The sequence below is a fragment of the Polynucleobacter sp. JS-Mosq-20-D10 genome (genome assembly GCF_018687755.1).
GTDB lineage: Bacteria > Pseudomonadota > Gammaproteobacteria > Burkholderiales > Burkholderiaceae > Polynucleobacter.
The window spans coordinates 246,890-261,406 of sequence record NZ_CP061305.1; the positions used below are offsets into that span (position 1 = coordinate 246,890).

Genomic DNA, 14,517 nt, shown 5'->3' on the forward strand with positions numbered 1-14,517 from the left:
AGGCAAGTGGCTATGCTTTTGCCGTTAAAAGGATTTCCTGAATAAATTTTTTGAGTGGCTCAATCGAGGGGCGCTCGAGTAGCAAGGGTTGCTCGGCATAACTTGCTAATATATTTTTTGAATGAAGAATCTCAGCCAATTCAGAGAAGTAGTTTGCTGACATTGGCGCGAGATTGATGAAGGCAAGTGGGTTGAAGTCAGTCTTGACGTTTTCATCTACCCAGGTAATAGGTAGGCATCCCGCCATAAAAGCTTCTGGAATCTTCTCAGTGTAGTAGCCTGGGTGCATGCCATTTTCAGGACATAGGTTAAAGGCAAAATTCTGGAGTTCATCAAATTTAATTAATCCACTTTCAGAGTGATTCTTAATTTGAGTATTGAATGATTTTCCGAATTCCACCACTTCAATTTGGCTTTTTACTGCTTCTAGTAAAGTGCGCCTAGGCTCTCTTAAATGCGAAGCAAAAATCGCCGCCTTCTGAGGTCGACTCAGAAAATTCCCTCCTAAGGGCGAGCAAAGACGATTTAGATTGAGTAGTTGACCAAATCTTGGATTGTGATTTCCGGTAACCCCTTCTTCGCTCCAGTCGATCATTTCCATCCAATAAGGCATTCGGAAGTGATGGGGGTTTGCAATGCCTAAATCAAATGAGATCGAGCGGTCACAATTTTGAAAATCATGCCTCACATTTTCGCCAGTAATAAAGAGGCTAAGCGCATGATCTATTTTGGTTGCTTTTTTGGTTTGCCTGTTTCCGCCATCAGAGCTGAATAGGGGGCGTAAGGGCTTTGGGATCCAATTTTTTACCTTCTTCTCTTCAAAAAATGGGCCATAGATCAGTAGTTGACAGTTCGACGGTGTTGTCCATGCTGGCATAAATCCCAAGCTTCGAATAATTGCGGGAATCAATGATTCTTGAAAGTCTTTGGCGACACCTAAAGTGGCGATTTTGATAGGCTTTAGATCAGGCATAATTTGAATAATACCCTTACATGTGGCTCAACAAGCATGATTCTAGTTACTGGTGGCGCTGGCTTTATCGGGGGAAATTTCGTCCTTGATTGGTTAAAGTCGCCTAAAAACGAGGGTGTTGTTAATGTAGATAAGCTGACCTATGCAGGTAATCTAGCTACCCTAGAGTCTTTGAGGGGTGATCCCCGCCATATCTTTATTCATGGGGATATTGGCGATAAGGAGCTGCTTGCTAGGCTGCTAACAGAGCATCAGCCACGCGCCATCGTGAACTTTGCTGCTGAAAGTCATGTAGACCGATCAATTCATGGCCCTGCGGAGTTTATTCAAACCAATATTCTAGGAACCTTTCATCTTTTGGAGTGCGCTCGAGAATATTGGAGTGGTTTGGATGGGTTGGCCAAGCAAGTATTTCGTTTTCATCATATTTCCACTGATGAGGTTTATGGCTCTTTGTCATCATCTGATCTAGCATTTACGGAGAAAAATGCCTATGAGCCTAATAGTCCATATTCAGCATCTAAAGCTGCATCCGATCACCTGGTTCGCGCTTGGTTTCATACCTACGGTTTTCCAGTTGTAACTACTAATTGCTCAAATAACTATGGCCCTTATCATTTTCCCGAAAAGTTAATTCCGCTTTTCATTCTGAATGCCTTGAATGGTAAGCCGTTGCCAATCTATGGAGATGGTCAACAGATTCGGGATTGGCTTTATGTTGGCGATCATTGCTCTGCAATTCGTGAAGTCTTGGCCAAAGGCAAATTGGGCGAGACATATAACGTTGGTGGCTGGAATGAAAAAGCAAATCTCGATGTCGTTAAAACCATCTGTGCGATTTTGGATGAGCTAAAGCCACGGTCAGATGGCGTGTCATATATAAGCCAAATTACTTTTGTAAAAGATCGCCCTGGACACGACCGCCGTTACGCCATTGATGCAAGCAAACTCGAACGCGAATTGGGTTGGCGCCCTGCCGAAACTTTTGATACAGGCATTCGTAAGACGGTGCAATGGTATTTGGATAATCCAGTATGGGTGGATGGCGTGGTTAGTGGCTCTTATAGAGACTGGCTGCAAAAGCAATACCAATAAATGAGTACATTAAGCTAATGAATATTTTGGTATTTGGTAAAGATGGTCAATTAGGTAAAGCATTTAATGCTTTGTTTGATTCGCAATCATCAGTACTGGTCAATAAGTTCAATGTCTACTCCGTGGGTCGCTCTGAATGTGATCTGAAAAATGAGCAAGCGATCACAAGCTTGTTGAGTAAAGTTGATCCAGATTTGATTATCAATGCTGCTGCATATACATCGGTTGACAGGGCTGAGATTGAATCAGTCTTAGCATTTGCGGTAAATGCCAGGGCGCCAGAACTCATGGCGCAATATGCCGCTAAACATGGCGCTACTTTTCTGCACTTCTCAACGGACTATGTTTTTGATGGTGAGAAATATGGCTTCTATATAGAGAATGACGTGCGTAATCCTTTAAGTGTTTATGGCAAAAGTAAGGCTGCGGGGGAGGAGGCTGTTGCTAGAGCTTTTATTGCCAATGCTACCGGTCAATATGCCATATTGAGAACTAGTTGGGTATATGGCGATGGCGGAAATTTCATTCGTACAATTTTACGTTTAGCTAAAGACCGAGAAAATTTGCAAGTAATTGAGGATCAGTATGGCGCGCCAACAAGTGCCCAGTGGTTGGCGCAAGTCAGTTTAGGTTTGGTGATGGAAGAGGAGGGCGTATTAAGCAAGTTTCCATCTGGCATCTATCACGCCGTCCCTGCTGGCGAGACTAGTTGGCATGGTCTAGCTTTATTGTCTGTGGAGATCGCCCTGGAAGCCGGAGCTTCGTTAAGAGTGGCCCCAAATGACATCAAGCCAATTCCTTCAAAAGAGTATCCGTTAATAGCTCCTAGGCCACTGAATTCAAGAATGTCGACCGACAAGCTTGGCCAGGTCTTTAAGATTCGAGGCGATATGTCAAAATTGAAGCAATTAAATCAGTCTTGGGATGTTGCTGTTCGGTCTTACGTCTGCAATTTGGCAAAAGATGGAATTATCTAGAAAATTAAATGAAAGTGACCTCAAATTTTTCATTTAATAGCCCATTAATTTAATCAATATATTTGGATGAACACCCAATTGAAATTACAAGTAACGTCAACACCTATTCCTGATGTGTTGATTATCGAGTCCAAAATATTTAGCGATGAGCGTGGCTGGTTTACTGAATCCTTTAATGCTCAAGATTTTTCTGTAGCTACTGGTTTGAATGTGGAGTTTGTTCAGGACAACCATTCTTTTTCTCACCAATGGACTCTGCGCGGTTTGCACTATCAGACAGAGTGCCCTCAAGGCAAACTAGTTCGCGTGGTAGCGGGCAGAATTTTTGATGTTGTGGTGGATCTTCGTAAAGATTCACCAACCTACGGTAAGTGGCTTGGCAGTGAGTTAGACAGTCAACATCACAGACAACTGTGGATTCCTGAGGGTTTAGCCCATGGCTTTTTGGCTCTAACTGAGACGGTTGAAGTTTTGTATAAAACAACCGACTACTTTCACCCCCAAAGTGAGAATTGCTTGGCTTGGAATGATCCTCATATAAATATTGAGTGGCCTTTACCTGAGGGTGTCACTCCGAATGTAAATGCCAAAGATGCTGCCGGTCTATTGTGGGATTTTGCCCCTAAGTTTTAATTAAATTTTTGGCGTATTTCTAAAAGATAAGATAATGCTCTGATGAGCGCTTCCCCGAAAATTCTATTAGTAAAGCTATCCTCTCTTGGGGATGTATTGCACAACTTGCCAATAGTGTGGGATTTACGAGCACGCTTACCAGAGGCTCAAATTGATTGGGTGGTGGAAGAGGGATATGTTCACTTATTAGATCCACTATTGTCTCGTGACAGCTTTCGTGGAATTGATCGCATCATTCCTTTTGGTTTGCGACGCTGGAAGAAAAATCTCTTTAGCTTGGCAACTTGGAAGGAATTTTTTGCGTTTAGAAAAACACTTCAATCCACCAACTACGACGTAGTGATCGAAACTCAGGGCCTGCTGAAATCTGCCATCGTATGTTCCCTAGCTAAAAAAAGTTCTACTGCCGTGGTTGCAGGTCTTGCTAATGCGACAGAGTTTTCTGGATACGAGCCCTTGGCTAGATCTTTCTATAACCAGTCAATACAAGTTCCTACGCAGTGCCATGCAGTCGATCGTTCGCGTTGGGTGATGTGCTCAGCCTTGGATTGGTCTTTGATAGATCGAGTTGATGCACCGCGGTTTTATCCTTCAGAATTTATTGCTAGCATTCCAAAGACTTCTGATGGTAGGTTGAATGCCCCCTACATCTTATGTTTTCATTCGACTGCTCGAGAGGCTAAGCGTTGGTCTCATAGCAATTGGGTTGCCTTGGGGAAGGAGCTTTCTGCCCGTGGCTATCAAATGGTTTTTCCTTGGGGAAGCGCTTCAGAGAGATTGGTTAGCGAATCGCTTGTTGAGGCGATTCCGGGTGCTTTTGTGCCAGCCGCTTTTTCTATCGAAGAGGCCTTTTCGGTTATCTCCAGCGCAGCTTTAACTGTTGGCGTGGATACGGGCTTAACGCATTTGTCAGCGGTGCTGAATAGGCCGACTGTGGAAATTTATTGCGATTCACCGCGTTGGAAGACCGAAGGATATTGGTCGGATCAAATTGATAACGTGGGGGATATGGAGAGTCCGCCAACGATACAGGAGGTATTAGATGCTTGTCTCAGACTCTTAAAACAAAATTAAATCTGAGATAAATATTAAATTACCAATACTTAGCGTAGCAAGGCATTGATCGAGATGAGATCCTCATCTGTTAGGGCCGCCGCATGTGCCTTTAAGCGAATCGCATTGAGAACTGTGTTGTAGCGCGCCTGCTGTAATAGCGACCGGGTAGAGATCACAGTATCTAAGGCAATGAGCACATCAATATTAATCAAAGTACCCACCTGAAACCCGAGTTTGCTCGATTCTAGTGCGGAGGTGGATGAGCGCTCTGCCGCCTCATACGCCTTAACGCTTGCCAGACCGCCATAGAAACCAGTAAATGCAGTGCGGGTATTTTGCGCTGCGGTGCGACGAGCGTTATCGTAATTTGCCTTAGCCGCATCCAGTAGGGCTGCGTTTTGACGAATTACCGAACTATTAAATCCACCAGAGACCAAAGGAATAGTCATTTGCAATGCAATGGTGTTGTTATAAATATTGGTTTGTGACGGCGTGAGGCTATTAGCTGTTCCATTTGAGGTGTTATATCCTGCTGTGCCCACAAAGTTAACAGAAGGGTAGTTCAGCGCTTGAGAGGCTTTGTAGGTGCTCTCGGCTAAATTCACGGATAGCTGCCCCGCTAAAACATTAAAGTTTGCTGCTTCTGCTTGGAGAACCCAGTCCTCCAAAGTTTGACCTTTTGGTAACTGAGGATTCACGCTGTCTGCGATTGGTATACCCTTCCCATCATTGGCTTTAGATCGGGGGTCTCTTAATACGCCATCAATCTTGGCCTCTTTGATAAGTGGTTTCAAGGCCCCTACAGGGCGGCCAACCAATTGTTCCAGCACGCCACGTTTGACAATCAGGTCTGCTTGAGCAGTTATCTCTTGAGAATTAGCTAGATCTAAGGCGGCCTGCGCTGTATTGACATCGACAATGGTTGCTAGCCCAGCATCAAACTTTGCTTGGGCAATTTCTAATTGTTGTTTGATCAAACCTTTTTTGTTGCGATAAAGTTCAACGTTATCTTGACTGGTTAGCGCATCAAAGTAAGCTTGTGAAACTCGAATGATGAGATCTTGCTGCGCTAAGTAAAAGCGCATGTCTGCAATTTTGGTATTCAAGTCACCCTGTTTAAATGCCTCAAATGCTGCCACATTAAAAACGGGCTGTGTCAGAGTGACGGTATAGTTTTTTTGATCATAGACACGCGAGCCTGAATACGCACTTGCCGGTTGATTGCCTGCAGTATGTTGGAAGTAGCGTGTGCCACCAGGCACAGCATTAGCTTGCGGCAGTAAAAATGAGAGACCTTGCCAGTAGAGCTCCTTGCTCGCCTGGTAATTAAATCGGGCGGCATTTAATACGGGATCGCTAAAAGCTGCTTCTTGGTAAAGCCGTATTAAGTCAGTCATTTGGTTGGCATTTGCCCCATTGCCACTCACATTCGATGGGGCTGCCTCGGTAGGTATAGCCTGCTTAGGGGCTGCAACCATTTGCGGGGGCATTTCCAGGCCCGTTAACGACTGCGTACTTACGGGTGTCGGTAAAACAGGTTTGGTGCCAATAGGGCTTTGTGCAAAGGCGCTGACTGGGATCGCACTGAGTCCGAGAGCCTGACTCAGGATTAAACCAAAAATGGTTATCTGAGAGAGGTGAAAGCGTGTGTAGGTCATCTAATTCGGATACTTTTCAATGTGCCTTGAAGTTTAAGGCTTATTTGGGCAAAGTGCTGTTTTTCACCCTTATTTTGCCAAATACAGGGGATCCTTCCATCTATCTATAAAATTGCGCCTATGGATCTAATTTTGCTAGGAAAAGCGCTAATACTGGGGGTAGTGGAGGGCTTAACAGAGTTTTTGCCAATTTCCAGTACGGGCCACCTTATTTTGGTTGGGGACTTACTCGATTTCAATGATGAGCGGGGCAAGGCTTTCGAGGTCATTATTCAGTTTGGCGCAATTTTGGCCGTTTGCTGGGAGTTTCGAGCAAAGCTCTGGAAGGTAGCGTCGACCATTAAGACAAGCGCCATCTCTCGTCGTTTTGTCTTTAACTTGCTGATCGCTTCTGTACCTGCAATGGGGCTGGCATTTATCTTCGGCAAGCATATCAAGACTCTTTTGTTTTCTCCTATCCCAGTTGCAAGCGCTTTCATCCTGGGCGCCTTGATTATTTTTTGGGTCGAGCGTCGACAAGCTAAATTAGCTGAGTCAGCAACTAAATCCTATATCCAGTCAGTGGATGACCTATCCCCTTTTGATGCCTTAAAGGTGGGATTAGCGCAGTGTGCTGCATTGATTCCGGGGACATCGCGCTCTGGAGCAACCATTATTGGTGGCATGCTCTTTGGTTTGCCTCGAGCTGTAGCAACGGAGTTTTCTTTCTTTTTGGCCATCCCAGTGATTGGTGGTGCCACTGCATACGAATTGCTCAAACTTTGGAAGAACCCGGTTTCTCTTTCGGGTGATTTTGTTTGGGCGATTGTGACTGGCTTCATTGCCGCCTTTATTTCTGCGTTCATTTGTGTGCGCTGGCTGATTCATTATGTTGCCGGACATAACTTCGTTCCCTTTGCCTGGTATCGCATCATTTTTGGAATTTTGGTTTTGGCAAGTTCATATAGCGGGCTGGTAGCCTGGTCTCATTAAGCAGTAAAACCAATTGGAATCGATATGGATGTATCAATAGACGCGATCACTAATAATATTCAGTTAGCACTTGCACCAGTATTTTTACTGACCGCAGTAGCAACCCTCATTAATGCGATTTCAGCGCGTTTGGCTAGATCGGTTGACCGTATGCGTGTTATTCAGCATCGTATTCAGGAGGGCGGTATTCAAGATCCAGAAATGCTCACTCATATGATGAAAGAGGCGAATGAGGCAAAAGTCCGGGGCCGTCTCTGTACTGCCGCGATTTTCTTTGATGTACTTAGTGGTGTATTTATTTCTTTAACTGTCTTAGAGTTATTTTTCTTTCAGGCAGGTGCGGTGCGATCATTACAGGCCACTTACGTCATTTGGACCTTTGTATTGGGACTCATATCGTTCATGACCTCCCTTTCTATTGTGTTAGGCGAAGTGGTTTATGCCTACCGTTCGGCTGGCTGGAATACACCTTTTCCTAAGTAATTTACTTTAATAAAAAAAGATCGATATGAATAAAATCCTCATCACCGGTGGCGCAGGTTTTTTGGGCTCACACTTGACTGAAAAGCTTCTGAAAGAAGGTAATGATGTCTTAGTGGTGGACAATTATTTCACAGGCTCCAAAGCCAATCTAGAGCATCTTTTGTCTAATCCCAAATTAGAGCTGATGCGTCATGATGTGACCTTTCCTCTCTATGTTGAGACCAATCAAATTTATAACTTAGCCTGCCCTGCATCCCCAGTGCATTATCAATATGATCCAGTGCAAACTACCAAGACTAGTGTTCATGGTGCGATCAATATGCTTGGGCTTGCCAAAAGAACGCGGGCGCGGATTTTGCAGGCTTCAACCAGCGAGGTATATGGTGACCCTGAAGTGCATCCACAGCCCGAGGAATATTGGGGAAAAGTAAACCCAATTGGTATTCGCTCATGTTACGACGAAGGCAAGCGTTGCGCCGAAACCCTCTTTTTTGATTACAACCGTCAGCATAATCTTGATATTAAGGTTGTCCGAATTTTTAATACGTACGGCCCAAGAATGCATCCTAACGATGGACGTGTTGTTAGCAATTTCATTGTTCAGGCCTTGCAGGGAAAGGACATCACTATTTATGGTGATGGCCAACAAACAAGAAGTTTTTGTTATGTTGATGACTTAATTGATGCTATGGTCAAAATGATGAACTCGGAAGAGGGATTTACGGGTCCGGTCAACATTGGCAACCCTGGTGAGTTCACGATGCTTCAGTTAGCCGAAACTATTTTGAGACTCTCGGGCAGTAAATCCAAAATCATTCACCAGCCATTACCATCCGATGATCCTCAGCAACGCCAGCCCAACATTGATTTGGCAAAGGCGAAACTCGGTTGGCAGCCTAAAGTGAATCTAGAGGATGGTCTTAGGGAGACAATTGCCTACTTCAAGAAAGTGGTTGCATAAGTTGTCTTTAGAAAAATCAGAGAAGCATTTTGATCGCATTCGCTCTTTTGTTTTAAGGGCGGGCAGGACAACTGCTGGGCAGCAGCGTGCAATTGATGAGCTTGGCCCCCAGTTCTTAATTCCGTTTCAAGAAACTACTTTAGATCTAGTGCAAGCATTTAGCAGTTCATCGAGCCCCAAGATATTGGAGATTGGTTTTGGTATGGGTGAGACCACTGCCAAAATTGCTGCCTTGCGCACTGAAGACGACTTCTTAGCAATTGAAGTTCACCCTCCGGGGGTGGGCGCTTTACTGAAATTAATTGGCGAAAACAATCTCAATAATTTGCGATTGATTCGTCATGATGCTGTTGAAGTTTTAGAAAAAATGATTGCTCCTAACTCATTGGATGGTATTCATATTTATTTTGCAGATCCTTGGCATAAGAAGCGTCATCACAAGCGTCGCTTGATTCAGGCAGAGTTCGTGAGGCTATTGATTTCTCGCTTGAAGCCCGGAGCTTATTTGCACCTTGCGACCGATTGGCATAACTACGCAGAGCAAATGCTGTTGGTCTTAAATGCGGAGTCTGGCTTAGTAAATACTTCTACTGAGCAAATGAGTATTGAAACTTTTTCAGCGGCGGATATTGCCACTGATATTGAGCTTGCTAAAGAGTCTTTTAAGGAATTCAAGCCTACGCTTGAACAGCTCGATGCTAGGCATCCTGGATATGTTGAGAGACCTGCTTATAGGCCAACTACCAAGTTTGAAAACCGCGGTATTAAGCTGGGACATGGCGTGTGGGACTTGGTCTATAAGAAAAAATAAGGCGGAGCTTTATCAAAAATAAAGCCGCTGAATAGCGGCTTTATTTAATTCTGGCACTGCTTTAAAGGCCCAGACAAACATACTTTAGCTCTAGGTATTCATCCATACCGTAGACGCTACCTTCACGGCCCAAGCCAGACTGTTTCATTCCGCCAAATGGCCCCACCTCACTTGAGATGATTCCAGAGTTGACGCCCACAATACCGTATTCAAGCGCTTCAGCAGCTTTCCAGATGCGGCCAATATCACGACTGTAAAAATAGGAGGCCAGGCCAAATTGACTATTGTTAGCTAGTCTGATTGCTTCCTCATCACTTTCAAATGGAATGATCGGGGCGACTGGTCCGAAGGTCTCTTCATAAGTAATGAGCATGTCATTAGTGACATTAGACAAAATAGTGGGCTCATAAAAAGTGCCGCCTAAAGGGGAGGGCTTACCACCAGCAATGAGCTTTGCACCCTTGCTAATGGCATCGGCTACATGCCTTTCTACCTTCTCTAAGGCGGCTTGCTCAATCAGCGGCCCTTGGGTGCTACCAGCTTCCATGCCATTACCCACTTTGATGATTTCAATGGCTTTCGCAAACTTTTCGACAAACTCATCGTGTACTTTTTTATGCACATAGAAGCGATTTGCACAAACGCAGGTTTGACCAGAATTACGATATTTAGATGCCATGGCACCCGAAACAGCCGCATCAATATCCGCGTCTTCAAAAACTATAAAAGGAGCATGACCTCCGAGCTCCAGACCCAATTTCTTTACCGTCGGAGCGCATTGCGCCATTAAGATTCGTCCAACTTCGGTTGAGCCTGTGAATGATAAGTGGCGGACGGTAGGTGACGCGCAGAGTGTTTTACCAATCGCAATAGATCCATTGGTATCTGCAGTGAGAATATTAATAACACCTGCTGGCACGCCAGCGCGCTGAGCAAGCTCTGCCAATGCTAATGCACTAAGTGGTGTGAGTTCAGCCGGCTTGATCACAATGGTGCAACCTGCTGCCATTGCTGGTGCAATCTTGCGTGTAATCATGGCGATGGGGAAATTCCAAGGCGTGATGGCAACGCACACCCCAATTGGCTGCTTCATAACGATCAAGCGCTTATCGCTCCAAGTGGTGCTTGGAATAGATCCGGCAACCCGCTTGGCCTCTTCAGCAAACCATTCTACAAAAGACGCGCCATAGGCTACTTCACCAGCTGCTTCAGTGAGCGGCTTGCCTTGTTCTAAGGTCATGAGGGTGGCTAGGTCTTGGGTATTCTGAATAATCAGATCAAACCATTTGCGCATCACATGAGCGCGCTCTTTTCCGGTTTTATTCTTCCAGCTTTGAAAGGTATGTTCTGCGGCTTCAATTGCTCGCTCAGCATCGTTAGGCTGAAGATTGCTTACATCTGCAATAAGCTCACCAGTAGCAGGATTATGAACCGCAAAAGTTTTTCCTGAATTTGTTTTAAACCACTCACCATTAATAAAAGCCTCTTCTTTAAATAGGCTTGGATCTTTAAGTAATTTGCGGATGTCAGTTTTCTGCATGATGCCGTCTCTTTAGTAAAAAAGTTATTTTTATTTTATCCCTCAGTGTAGTTTGGATTGTCTCCTAAGGCTACGGACAAAATAAACCCCCTAGACCTCTTGGAAGCGCAGGGGATCTGAAGGACATTTTGGCCTAACTTGCTTGCACCTCAGTGCTACGTAACTGTTGAGCCAGGAGATCGAGTACGCCATTGACGTATTTGTGACCATCAGTTCCGCCAAAGGTTTTAGCTAATTCGACTGCTTCATTAATGGCTACTTTATAGGGAACCGCCAAATCAATGGCCAGTTCGTATGTGCCAATCAGGAGGGCGGCATGCTCTACGGGAGATAGCTCATTAATGGGGCGATCGAGAGCTGGGGTAATAATGGCTTCAAGCTCATCAGTGCGCTCTAGTACGCCAGCAAAAATACCCTGAAATAAATCCTGTTGGCAACGGCGAAAACCAGGATCTTCAGCTAACTGCTTGGCGATTGCCGCAGCATTAGGAAGGCTGCCTGCGCGGCGCATGACTAGACTTTGATAAACACCTTGTAAAGCATATTCACGGGCACGACGACGAGGCGTGAGTGAGCGCTTAGGTGCACTTGGTGTACCAGGTGCTACCTGTGGACTGGGAGCATTTTTATTCATTTTGTAAATTACTCTTCTGAAGAATTGATTTCAAAATCAATGTCGGGAGTAAGGGCTAAAGCTAGGTTGGCCATTTCAACAACTGCTCTTGCACAGTCTGCACCTTTTACCTGAACACGAACCTTTGCTTGCTCATCCGTCTCGCATGTGAGAACACCGTTGGCGATCGGCAAGCCGGACTCAAGGCAAATCCGGGTAATACCAGCACCAGATTCATTCGACACGAGTTCAAAGTGATAAGTCTCGCCACGGATGATGGCGCCTAGCGCAACCAAGCCATCGAACTCGCCTGTTTCAGCAAGTTTTTGTAGTGCGAAAGGAATCTCAAGTGCACCTGGGACGGTGACTAATTTGATATCAGATTGCGACACACCCAGCTTGATCAACTCTTCAATGCAAGCGGTAGTCAGGGCGACACAATGATCTTCATTGAAGCGCGCCTGCACAATGCCTACGCGCAGATCTTGCCCATTGAGGTCGCTGGCGAGAACGCCTACTACGGATTCGTCACTGGATGTATTCATATGATTTTCTGATAGTGCTTATTGATTAGATTCAAATGGGGTATAGCCGGTAACTTCAAGCTTGTATCCGGAGAGGCTGGGCACTGGAATAGGGTTGGCGAGTAAACGCATTTTGCCAACGCCGATATCCTTGAGGATTTGCGCGCCGATGCCATAGCTGCGGAAATCAGTTTTGCGTGCCAATGGCTTTTTTGCTGCTTCAGCATGGGTACTATTCAATTTATGAAACTGAGCCAACCAGTCTGCATCACCAGGGGCTGCAACGCCAGAAGCATTCAACAGAACTGCCACGCCACAAGGTGCCGCTGCTAACTTTTGTAAAGCTTGAGCCAAAGGCCAGGAGTGCGTGCTGACATTCGAGTCCAAGAAATCCAGTACTGTGACGGGCTCATGAACGCGGACTAGTGTTTCTTCACCTTCTGATGGCTTGCCATGCACTAGTGCTAAATGCATACACGAGCTTGGTGTATCACGGTAGATGATTCCCTGAAACTTGCCCCAGGGTGTGTTGAACTCGCGCTCACCCTCGCGCACCACAATGCTTTCATGTTGGCTGCGGTATTTGATGAGGTCGGCAATGCTACCAATTTTTAATTGATGTTCTTTTGCAAACTCGAGCAAGTCTGGCAGTCGCGCCATACTGCCATCATCTTTCATAATCTCGCAAATGACAGCGGTAGGTGAGCAACCAGCCATGGCGGCCAAATCACATCCAGCCTCCGTATGACCAGAGCGGATTAACACACCACCGGGTTGCGCCATCAAAGGAAAAATATGTCCTGGCTGAACGAGATCATTGGGCTTAGCATTTGCGGCAACTGCCGCCTTGATAGTGTGGGCGCGATCTGCTGCTGAGATACCAGTAGTAACACCACTAGCAGCCTCAATCGAAACAGTGAAATTGGTGCCCATGGAGGTGCCGTTATCCCTCACCATTAAAGGCAGATTAATTTGTTGGCAGCGCTCACGTGTCAAAGTAAGACAAATTAAGCCGCGACCATGTTTGGCCATGAAATTAACAGCCTCTGGAGTGACATGATCGGCAGCAAGCACTAAGTCACCTTCATTCTCGCGATCTTCTTCATCGACCAGAATGACCATCTTCCCGGCTTTGAGCTCGGCAACGATTTCTTCTGTGGAGGCGAGGTTATTTTGCATAGCCCTCTATTTTAAGCTGAGGAGGGGGTTTCGGGCTTCAGCCTAGGAACCTGCAGCCAATATTGAAGCAATATCCAGTTTTTCTGACAGTGAGCACCCATGAAAAGCCTATTTTTGCAGTTCTAGTCTCGAGAAAATGAGCTGTGCTCTTCCTCATTCAAAAATCCAAACTCCCCCTGAAATCAAATGCCAAGGCCAATGGATTCATCCTATTAGAGGTTTTGGTGGCAATGAGTCTAGTAGTAAGCAGCTGGATGGGCTTGAGTAATACCTACCAGGGGGTGATTTTGCGATTAGGTCATCTGCAGGAGAAAAGGGTGGAGCTCAAAAAAGAGATGGATAGGCATGAGCTCAGCACATTGAACGCTGCGCAATTAAAGAACTCAAACCAAATTTCACGAAAGTTAGCGGATGAATCTCTTGGAATGTCTCGTTGGTCTCGCCCTATCCCTGGCCTTGGTCGCGCCACTCATAAAAAATAGCGGTGAGTTCATCGTCAAGCAAATTCAGTATGAAAAATCACAGTCACTTACCGCAGAAGCAGATCGTGCCCTGGAATTAATCGGGCGCGCTATTCGGATGGCTGGTTATCAGAATGCTCATTCAGCGATTGCATTGATAGGAAAAAATGCTTCTTCGAGTAATTACATCCAGATTCAGAAAAATAGCGGGTATCGAGGATCAGATTCGCTGATGGTGAAACAGGAGATTTCTCAAGGGCTGGACTTTGATTGCATTGGTAATGCTTTGTCAAAAGAGCGCACTAAAAATAATTTAGCACACCAAGGATTTTTAGTGGATCAGCAAGCATCTGCACCCAAAGGTGTCAAGGTCAATGGAGGGTCCTTAATCTGCCAATCACTTGATCGCCAGGGGCGTATCCAAAACACAACCTTAATGAATGGCATTCACCATCTTTCTTTTGAAGCGCTTCCAGTGAGTGCGGGCAAGGTTTTTAAGGTCAAGCTGGAGATGACTGATGGTGCATCAATCCACCAGAGGTTTGAGCGAACATTTGCCACTCGCAATCTACTGTGAATCT

Annotated in this window: 16 protein-coding genes; 10 read left to right on the forward strand and 6 right to left on the reverse strand. The window is 45.4% G+C overall.

What is annotated here, in order from left to right; translation table 11 throughout:
* Positions 1 to 10 precede the first annotated feature (10 nt).
* A complete protein-coding gene (locus FD967_RS01305; protein WP_215326288.1) occupies positions 11 to 973 on the reverse strand; it encodes a glycosyltransferase family 10 domain-containing protein in 963 nt (320 codons plus the stop codon).
* Positions 974 to 1,009: 36 nt separating this feature from the next.
* Here FD967_RS01305 and rfbB point away from each other — a divergent pair, with 36 nt between their 5' ends.
* The 4 genes from rfbB to waaC all read left to right on the forward strand — a co-directional run bounded on the left by rfbB (position 1,010) and on the right by waaC (position 4,752).
* On the forward strand, positions 1,010 to 2,068 hold the full coding sequence (rfbB, locus tag FD967_RS01310) for a dTDP-glucose 4,6-dehydratase (RefSeq protein ID WP_215327127.1): 1,059 nt from the start codon (positions 1,010 to 1,012) through the stop codon (positions 2,066 to 2,068).
* 17 nt (positions 2,069 to 2,085) lie between these two features.
* On the forward strand, positions 2,086 to 3,045 hold the full coding sequence (gene rfbD, locus FD967_RS01315; RefSeq protein WP_215326289.1) for a dTDP-4-dehydrorhamnose reductase: 960 nt from the start codon (positions 2,086 to 2,088) through the stop codon (positions 3,043 to 3,045).
* A 66-nt stretch (positions 3,046 to 3,111) separates the two neighbouring features.
* The gene (gene rfbC / locus FD967_RS01320) at positions 3,112 to 3,678 is read left to right on the forward strand and encodes a dTDP-4-dehydrorhamnose 3,5-epimerase (protein ID WP_215326290.1); all 567 of its coding nucleotides are present in this window, start codon (positions 3,112 to 3,114) and stop codon (positions 3,676 to 3,678) included.
* A 42-nt stretch (positions 3,679 to 3,720) separates the two neighbouring features.
* Positions 3,721 to 4,752 carry a lipopolysaccharide heptosyltransferase I gene (gene waaC / locus FD967_RS01325; protein ID WP_215326291.1) on the forward strand — a complete coding sequence of 344 codons (1,032 nt, stop codon included), beginning with the start codon at positions 3,721 to 3,723 and terminating at the stop codon, positions 4,750 to 4,752.
* Positions 4,753 to 4,781: 29 nt separating this feature from the next.
* On the opposite strand, the gene FD967_RS01330 is transcribed toward waaC, so the two are convergent.
* The gene (locus tag FD967_RS01330) at positions 4,782 to 6,392 is read right to left on the reverse strand and encodes a TolC family protein (RefSeq protein ID WP_215326292.1); all 1,611 of its coding nucleotides are present in this window, start codon (positions 6,390 to 6,392) and stop codon (positions 4,782 to 4,784) included.
* A 120-nt stretch (positions 6,393 to 6,512) separates the two neighbouring features.
* On the opposite strand from FD967_RS01330, the gene FD967_RS01335 reads away from it, so the two are divergent.
* Genes FD967_RS01335 through trmB form a run of 4 tightly spaced genes read left to right on the forward strand, consistent with a single transcriptional unit; the run spans position 6,513 to position 9,619 of the window.
* A complete protein-coding gene (locus FD967_RS01335; RefSeq protein ID WP_215326293.1) occupies positions 6,513 to 7,364 on the forward strand; it encodes an undecaprenyl-diphosphate phosphatase in 852 nt (283 codons plus the stop codon).
* Between the two features lie 24 nt (positions 7,365 to 7,388).
* Positions 7,389 to 7,847: a DUF2721 domain-containing protein gene (locus tag FD967_RS01340; protein WP_215326294.1), complete on the forward strand. Its 459-nt coding sequence runs from the start codon at positions 7,389 to 7,391 to the stop codon at positions 7,845 to 7,847.
* 25 nt (positions 7,848 to 7,872) lie between these two features.
* On the forward strand, positions 7,873 to 8,808 hold the full coding sequence (locus FD967_RS01345; protein WP_215326296.1) for a UDP-glucuronic acid decarboxylase family protein: 936 nt from the start codon (positions 7,873 to 7,875) through the stop codon (positions 8,806 to 8,808).
* 1 nt (position 8,809) lies between these two features.
* Positions 8,810 to 9,619: a tRNA (guanosine(46)-N7)-methyltransferase TrmB gene (gene trmB / locus FD967_RS01350; RefSeq protein WP_251369062.1), complete on the forward strand. Its 810-nt coding sequence runs from the start codon at positions 8,810 to 8,812 to the stop codon at positions 9,617 to 9,619.
* Between the two features lie 61 nt (positions 9,620 to 9,680).
* On the opposite strand, the gene FD967_RS01355 is transcribed toward trmB, so the two are convergent.
* From FD967_RS01355 to ribBA, 4 genes are all read right to left on the reverse strand, one after another.
* The gene (locus FD967_RS01355; RefSeq protein ID WP_215326298.1) at positions 9,681 to 11,159 is read right to left on the reverse strand and encodes an NAD-dependent succinate-semialdehyde dehydrogenase; all 1,479 of its coding nucleotides are present in this window, start codon (positions 11,157 to 11,159) and stop codon (positions 9,681 to 9,683) included.
* A 133-nt stretch (positions 11,160 to 11,292) separates the two neighbouring features.
* Complete coding sequence (gene nusB, locus FD967_RS01360; protein ID WP_215326299.1) at positions 11,293 to 11,793, reverse strand: transcription antitermination factor NusB; 501 nt, start codon at positions 11,791 to 11,793, stop codon at positions 11,293 to 11,295.
* Positions 11,794 to 11,801: 8 nt separating this feature from the next.
* On the reverse strand, positions 11,802 to 12,317 hold the full coding sequence (ribH, locus tag FD967_RS01365) for a 6,7-dimethyl-8-ribityllumazine synthase (protein WP_215326300.1): 516 nt from the start codon (positions 12,315 to 12,317) through the stop codon (positions 11,802 to 11,804).
* Positions 12,318 to 12,335: 18 nt separating this feature from the next.
* On the reverse strand, positions 12,336 to 13,475 hold the full coding sequence (gene ribBA, locus FD967_RS01370; RefSeq protein WP_215326301.1) for a bifunctional 3,4-dihydroxy-2-butanone-4-phosphate synthase/GTP cyclohydrolase II: 1,140 nt from the start codon (positions 13,473 to 13,475) through the stop codon (positions 12,336 to 12,338).
* Between the two features lie 143 nt (positions 13,476 to 13,618).
* Between ribBA and FD967_RS01375 the strand changes: the two genes are divergently transcribed.
* Both FD967_RS01375 and FD967_RS01380 read left to right on the forward strand, forming a co-directional pair.
* The gene (locus FD967_RS01375) at positions 13,619 to 13,957 is read left to right on the forward strand and encodes a hypothetical protein (RefSeq protein ID WP_215326302.1); all 339 of its coding nucleotides are present in this window, start codon (positions 13,619 to 13,621) and stop codon (positions 13,955 to 13,957) included.
* Entirely contained in the window at positions 13,887 to 14,513 is a 627-nt protein-coding gene (locus tag FD967_RS01380; RefSeq protein WP_371819304.1) for a hypothetical protein, read from the forward strand. The genes FD967_RS01375 and FD967_RS01380 overlap by 71 nt, the downstream gene beginning before the upstream one ends.
* The last annotated feature ends 4 nt before the right edge of the window (positions 14,514 to 14,517 follow it).

Bases quoted from the DNA above. Each gene is read 5' to 3' on its own strand.
- ribH (WP_215326300.1), bottom strand. From the start codon at position 12,317: ATGAATACATCCAGTGACGAATCCGTAGTAGGCGTTCTCGCCAGCGAC.
- FD967_RS01345 (WP_215326296.1), top strand. From the start codon at position 7,873: ATGAATAAAATCCTCATCACCGGTGGCGCAGGTTTTTTGGGCTCACAC.
- FD967_RS01340 (WP_215326294.1), top strand. From the start codon at position 7,389: ATGGATGTATCAATAGACGCGATCACTAATAATATTCAGTTAGCACTT.
- waaC (WP_215326291.1), top strand. From the start codon at position 3,721: ATGAGCGCTTCCCCGAAAATTCTATTAGTAAAGCTATCCTCTCTTGGG.
- FD967_RS01335 (WP_215326293.1), top strand. From the start codon at position 6,513: ATGGATCTAATTTTGCTAGGAAAAGCGCTAATACTGGGGGTAGTGGAG.
- nusB (WP_215326299.1), bottom strand. From the start codon at position 11,793: ATGAATAAAAATGCTCCCAGTCCACAGGTAGCACCTGGTACACCAAGT.
- rfbC (WP_215326290.1), top strand. From the start codon at position 3,112: ATGAACACCCAATTGAAATTACAAGTAACGTCAACACCTATTCCTGAT.
- FD967_RS01330 (WP_215326292.1), bottom strand. From the start codon at position 6,392: ATGACCTACACACGCTTTCACCTCTCTCAGATAACCATTTTTGGTTTA.
- rfbB (WP_215327127.1), top strand. From the start codon at position 1,010: ATGATTCTAGTTACTGGTGGCGCTGGCTTTATCGGGGGAAATTTCGTC.
- FD967_RS01380 (WP_371819304.1), top strand. From the start codon at position 13,887: ATGAATCTCTTGGAATGTCTCGTTGGTCTCGCCCTATCCCTGGCCTTG.
- rfbD (WP_215326289.1), top strand. From the start codon at position 2,086: ATGAATATTTTGGTATTTGGTAAAGATGGTCAATTAGGTAAAGCATTT.
- FD967_RS01305 (WP_215326288.1), bottom strand. From the start codon at position 973: ATGCCTGATCTAAAGCCTATCAAAATCGCCACTTTAGGTGTCGCCAAA.
- ribBA (WP_215326301.1), bottom strand. From the start codon at position 13,475: ATGCAAAATAACCTCGCCTCCACAGAAGAAATCGTTGCCGAGCTCAAA.
- FD967_RS01355 (WP_215326298.1), bottom strand. From the start codon at position 11,159: ATGCAGAAAACTGACATCCGCAAATTACTTAAAGATCCAAGCCTATTT.